Raw genomic sequence first — 5,261 nt, 5'->3', positions numbered from 1 at the left:
AAGTGAAAAAGCGCCAACAGTAATTAGTATGTTTAATTTAAGTAATTCAAAATTCAGAAAATGGGCATCAGATTATTTTAAAGGAAACACAGAATTAGTTTTACGAATTAAAAACAAAGAATTTAAGGGTTTTCAATTAGCCCAGCTCGCTTTAGCCTATATTTCTTATAAATAAATTAAGTCGCCGTTTGAGATACCTTTTTAGTATTAATTCTAATTAAAACCATTAAACTCCGCCTCAAAAAGCGCAGCAAAATGCTTTAAAAGTTTTTCTTTTACCTCGGCCTCATCTATTGATTTTTTTCCAAGCTCAACATTTAGTGAAGTCACCGCTTTACCACGAATTCCACATGGAATCATTAAATCGAAATAGCCCAAATTTGCGTTTACATTGAGAGCAAAGCCATGCATGGTAACCCAACGACTCGCTCGAACGCCCATAGCACAAATTTTTCTTGCAAAAGGCGTCCCAACATCCAACCAAACCCCTGTTTCTCCTGGGCTTCGTTCTGCCTTTAAACCATATTCAGCAAGCGTGAGAATAATCATTTCTTCTAAAAAACGAAGATATTTATGTATGTCAGTGAAAAAATTATCTAAATCCAAAATAGGATATCCCACAATTTGCCCTGGACCATGATAAGTAATATCACCTCCACGATTTACTTTATAAAAAGAGGCGTTTTTAGCCTTTAATTGTGCTTCATCAACCAACAAATTTGACATATCCCCACTTTTACCTAAAGTGTAAACATGCGGATGCTCCACAAATAAAAAATAGTTTTTGGTTTCTAAACCTGCATCTTCTCGCCTATTTTTGATTTTTGTATCAACAATACTTTTAAACAATGTTTCTTGGTAATCCCAAGTTTGCTTATAGTCTTTGAGCCCTAAATCCTGAAGTTCAATAGTCTTATTCATGAACCGCAAAATTACGATATTTTTATGTTTTAATTTTTAGGGTTATTAAGTATAACTAATGCTGCAATTACGCCAGGCACCCAGCCACAAAGCCACAACAAAAAGACAATAATAATAGAACCACAACCTTTATCAATAACTGCTAAAGGCGGACAAATAATAGACAGTAAAACTCTCCAAAAACTCATGGTTTGATTTATTTTAATTGATGATACTAATTTGACGTCATTTTATGACTTTTGTTACAATTGAATACTTTATTAAAACAAGAATTAACTACTTATTTACAAAGGGCTTCTAAAGTATCTTCAATATCCCCCGGCGTACTCATGATTTTCATAAAAGTACCCATTGTTAGATCTGGCCAATGCAATGCCAATCTATATTTACCATGAAGCATGGTCGCTACTTTATCTTGCAATATTATTTCATAAGGCAAAGCTGCAACATGATCTTCACCAATAATTGGTAAAAAATAGGATTCCCCATCTTCTTTATTTAATAATCCAACACCAAAAACAGCCACTTTAGCATTATTATAAATGAGCTTATAAACTAGTTTTGTGTTTCCCGCTTTAGAAATCAAAGCATTTTCAATTGTTTTTACGCCTTCTTCAAATGAAGGAAATTCATTTAGCACCACAGGATCTGAAAAATAAGGCATCAAAATTTTATAATGGTACTTTCTTAATTTATCTGCTTGTACGGTTCCTCCAAAAGGAGTGAACTCATTTCCAATAGCAGAAAACACAGTCTTCAAATCTGCACTAAATGTTTTGAAAGTACTCCTGTAAGTATTATAGTTATCCCTTAAATAAGCTCTTAAAATATAATCTGGATTCGTGTAAGAAATGATTACTTTATCATTTTTTTTAACAAAACCCACTTTAAAAACCGCGGCCAATGCACCTCTATCTTTAACTTTAATTGAGACATTACTTAAATCTGTTCTTGTAAATGCAATAATCTTTAAAGAACTTTTGTTACAAGGATTATAAGTTCCTAGAACGGTAAATGAATTATCCTTTAATACAGAAACAACTTTTTCTGTTAATTCCGTAATACTTTCTGTTGACTCTCCAATTTTTATATATGGGGACAATTCTTGTGTAAACATGTTAAAAGTGACGGTAAAAAAAACAAACGAACTTAATATTAAATTTTTCATATGAATGAAGTTTAAATTATATGAGTTGTGTCAATTCAATAACATAGGTATTATAAAAATCAATTAAATAAATGGACTACAAAATCTCTTACAATAATTGAATAAAAATAAAAAATACACCATTTATCACCTATGATTAATATCATAAACTAAAACTATTTTTTTTTAAATTTTTATCAGTTAATCAATAAAAACAAAGAATAATTAAAAAGAAGTTTATCATTTTTTTTAAATAGCTTAATTTTGCGGTTCAAAAAAACATCAGATGCAGCTTTCAGAGCAAGAAATAGTAAGAAGAGAAAAACTAGAAAAATTACGCGTATTAGGCATTAACCCTTATCCCGCTGATTTATACAACGTAAAAAATACTTCAAAATCAATTAAGCAGGATTTTAAAGAAGGAAGTAAGGTTGTAATAGCTGGTCGTTTAATGATGATTAAAGTGCAAGGAAAAGCGAGTTTTGCTCAATTACAAGATGCTGAAGGAAAAATACAAGTGTATTTTAATAGAGATGAAATTTGTCTAGGTGAAGACAAAAGCAAATACAATGAGGTATTTAAAAAGCTTTTAGATTTTGGGGATTTCGTTGGGATTGAGGGAGAATTATTCACTACACAAGTTGGTGAAAAAACAGTAAAAGTTAAAGACTTCACACTACTTAGTAAGGCTTTAAAACCGCTACCATTACCTAAAGAAAAAGACGGCGTAGTTTACGATGCATTTACCGACCCAGAACAGCGATATAGACAACGCTATGCAGATTTAGTTGTAAATCCGCAGGTTAAAGCCGTTTTTATAAAACGAACTAAATTATTTAATGCCATGCGTTCATTTTTTAATGATGCCGGGTATTTTGAAGTAGAAACACCAGTTTTACAACCTATTCCTGGAGGAGCTGCCGCGCGCCCGTTTATTACTCATCATAACGCTTTAGACATACCTTTGTACATGCGTATTGCTAATGAGTTGTATTTAAAAAGACTGATTGTTGGTGGTTTTGATGGTGTTTATGAGTTTTCCAAAAACTTTAGAAACGAAGGGATGGACAGAACTCATAACCCTGAGTTTACGGCCATGGAAATTTATGTAGCCTACAAAGACTATAACTGGATGATGGATTTCTGCGAGCGTCTTTTAGAGCACTGTGCCATTGCAGTAAATGGAACTACAAAAGCTACTTTTGGAGAACATGAAATAGATTTTAAAGCGCCATATGCGAGAGTCACTATGGCAGATTCTATAAAGCATTTTACAGGATTTGATATTACTGGTAAAACTGAAGATGAGATTAGACAAGCTGCAAAAGACTTGGGTGTTGAAGTAGATAACACTATGGGTAAAGGCAAGCTTATTGATGAGATTTTTGGCGAAAAATGTGAAAGCAACTATATTCAGCCTACATACATTACGGATTATCCAAAAGAGATGAGCCCGTTATGTAAAGAACACCGCGAAAACCCTGAATTAACAGAGCGTTTTGAACTTATGGTTTGTGGTAAAGAAATAGCAAATGCATATTCTGAACTTAACGACCCTATTGACCAACGTGAGCGTTTTGAGCATCAATTAAAACTTGCTGCAAAAGGTGATGATGAAGCCACAGAATTTATTGACCATGATTTTTTACGTGCTCTAGAATACGGCATGCCTCCAACATCAGGTATGGGAATTGGTATGGATAGATTAATTATGTTTCTAACGAATAATCAATCCATACAGGAAGTTTTGTTTTTCCCACAAATGCGACCAGAGAAAAAAGCTGTTGCTGTTAGTGAAGATGCAAAAGCCGTTTTTGAAATTTTGCAAAAAGCAGAAAAACTGGAACTTGTAGATTTAAAAGTTAAGTCTGGTTTATCAAATAAAAAATGGGATAAAACAATTAAAGAACTGACTAAAAATAATCTTGCTAAAGTTGAGAAGACAGACGACGGATTATTTGTTGTTGTAGTTTAATACTAATGAAAATAGTAAATATTAAAAAAGCCAGTAATTTTAAAATTACTGGCTTTTTTTAAACTAACTAACTAACTAAACTTATTAACTAAACTCAGAACAAATAGAGGTAATTATTCCCATTTGAAGAAGTATTTTAGAAATGTTTAACATTAGGTATTGATATTTTAATCTTTCTTTAAGACTTGGTTATTCGTTATGTTAATTTTTTTAAGACATTAAAGTTATTTTAATATATTTTCCATGTGAAAATGATAATTATCAAAAAGGCTTAAATTACCATGTCTTCCTCCTTCAATAGACACAAATTTAGTTTTTGATTTTGGTGAAGCATTAAATAATTTCTTTGCAGATTCATAAGGCACAACCTGATCTTTGGTTCCATGCAGCATTAAAATAGGACATTCAATTTGTTTTACAAATTGGTAGCTAAGCAACTTATATTTCAAAAGTTGTTTTACAGCAAACATTGGGAATCTTGACTGTGCGACATCTAAAACACTGTAAAACGGTGTTTCTAAAATAAGTTGTTTCGGGTTATTTTTTGAAGCGATAAATGTTGCTAACCCAGATCCAAGTGAACGGCCATAAACAAGAATATCCTCCTCTTTATATTTGTCTTTCAAATAGTCATAACAATATTGTGCGTCATGATAAAGCGCTTTTTCACTAAGTTTGCCTATACTTTTTCCATAGGTTCTGTAATCCATAACCAAAACATCATACTGTTTTTCAACAAAATATTCGGCCAGAGTTCCCCAACGGGATAAATCACCTGCATTTCCATGTAAAAAGAGCACAACGCCTTTAGGATTTTCTAATTTAAAATGAATGGCATTAATAAGGACATCTTCTTCAGTCTTAAAAAACAATTCTTCAAAAGGATAGTTGAATTGATATTCATAATCTTGTGCTAGTACGGTTGGTAAAAACAACATTTTTTCTTGAAAAAAACATAATAATGATCCAACCATAAGATAGAGACTAATTAAAACAACAAGCGCTTTTTTAAACTTTCGTTTTAGCTGGTTTTGAGGTGTGTTTAACATGAATACTCGTAGTTGATAAATCGATATCTTTAGGCTTACTATTTAATATCTCATGAATCATATTATGATAGGATTCAAAGTTATTCAAATTTTTATGTCCACCACCAATCACAGTATGCAATTTGGTGAGTTTAGGATTTACTCCAGATAATTTCACACTGGTTTTGTA

General features: G+C 32.0%; 5 protein-coding genes and 1 pseudogene. 1 reads left to right on the top strand and 5 read right to left on the bottom strand.

Features of this window, described 5'->3' with window-relative positions:
- Window positions 1-213 precede the first annotated feature (213 nt).
- The 3 genes from lipB to QZ260_RS05810 form a co-directional block, all read right to left on the bottom strand.
- Window positions 214-921, bottom strand: a complete 708-nt coding sequence (gene lipB, locus QZ260_RS05820) for a lipoyl(octanoyl) transferase LipB (protein ID WP_295983849.1) — start codon at window positions 919-921, stop codon at window positions 214-216.
- A gap of 29 nt (window positions 922-950) precedes the next feature.
- Window positions 951-1,109, bottom strand: coding sequence for a YqaE/Pmp3 family membrane protein (locus QZ260_RS05815; protein WP_019388284.1), 159 nt, complete (start codon window positions 1,107-1,109; stop codon window positions 951-953).
- Window positions 1,110-1,201: 92 nt separating this feature from the next.
- Window positions 1,202-2,089 carry a hypothetical protein gene (locus QZ260_RS05810; protein ID WP_295983839.1) on the bottom strand — a complete coding sequence of 296 codons (888 nt, stop codon included), beginning with the start codon at window positions 2,087-2,089 and terminating at the stop codon, window positions 1,202-1,204.
- A 265-nt stretch (window positions 2,090-2,354) separates the two neighbouring features.
- Here QZ260_RS05810 and lysS point away from each other — a divergent pair, with 265 nt between their 5' ends.
- The gene (gene lysS / locus QZ260_RS05805) at window positions 2,355-4,043 is read left to right on the top strand and encodes a lysine--tRNA ligase (RefSeq protein ID WP_295983837.1); all 1,689 of its coding nucleotides are present in this window, start codon (window positions 2,355-2,357) and stop codon (window positions 4,041-4,043) included.
- 224 nt (window positions 4,044-4,267) lie between these two features.
- On the opposite strand, the gene QZ260_RS05800 is transcribed toward lysS, so the two are convergent.
- Both QZ260_RS05800 and QZ260_RS05795 read right to left on the bottom strand, forming a co-directional pair.
- Entirely contained in the window at window positions 4,268-5,017 is a 750-nt protein-coding gene (locus QZ260_RS05800) for an alpha/beta fold hydrolase (RefSeq protein ID WP_295983833.1), read from the bottom strand.
- Between the two features lie 34 nt (window positions 5,018-5,051).
- Window positions 5,052-5,261 (bottom strand): annotated as a pseudogene (locus QZ260_RS05795) (alpha/beta hydrolase); the annotation flags it as partial.

This window comes from uncultured Algibacter sp., assembly GCF_905480415.1.
Classification (GTDB): Bacteria; Bacteroidota; Bacteroidia; order Flavobacteriales; family Flavobacteriaceae; genus Algibacter_B.
The sequence above is the reverse complement of the archived record's forward strand: the minus strand, read 5'-3'. Positions and strand labels throughout refer to the sequence as shown.

Bases quoted from the DNA above. Each gene is read 5' to 3' on its own strand.
- lipB (WP_295983849.1), bottom strand. From the start codon at position 921: ATGAATAAGACTATTGAACTTCAGGATTTAGGGCTCAAAGACTATAAG.
- QZ260_RS05815 (WP_019388284.1), bottom strand. From the start codon at position 1,109: ATGAGTTTTTGGAGAGTTTTACTGTCTATTATTTGTCCGCCTTTAGCA.
- QZ260_RS05810 (WP_295983839.1), bottom strand. From the start codon at position 2,089: ATGAAAAATTTAATATTAAGTTCGTTTGTTTTTTTTACCGTCACTTTT.
- lysS (WP_295983837.1), top strand. From the start codon at position 2,355: ATGCAGCTTTCAGAGCAAGAAATAGTAAGAAGAGAAAAACTAGAAAAA.
- QZ260_RS05800 (WP_295983833.1), bottom strand. From the start codon at position 5,017: ATGGTTGGATCATTATTATGTTTTTTTCAAGAAAAAATGTTGTTTTTA.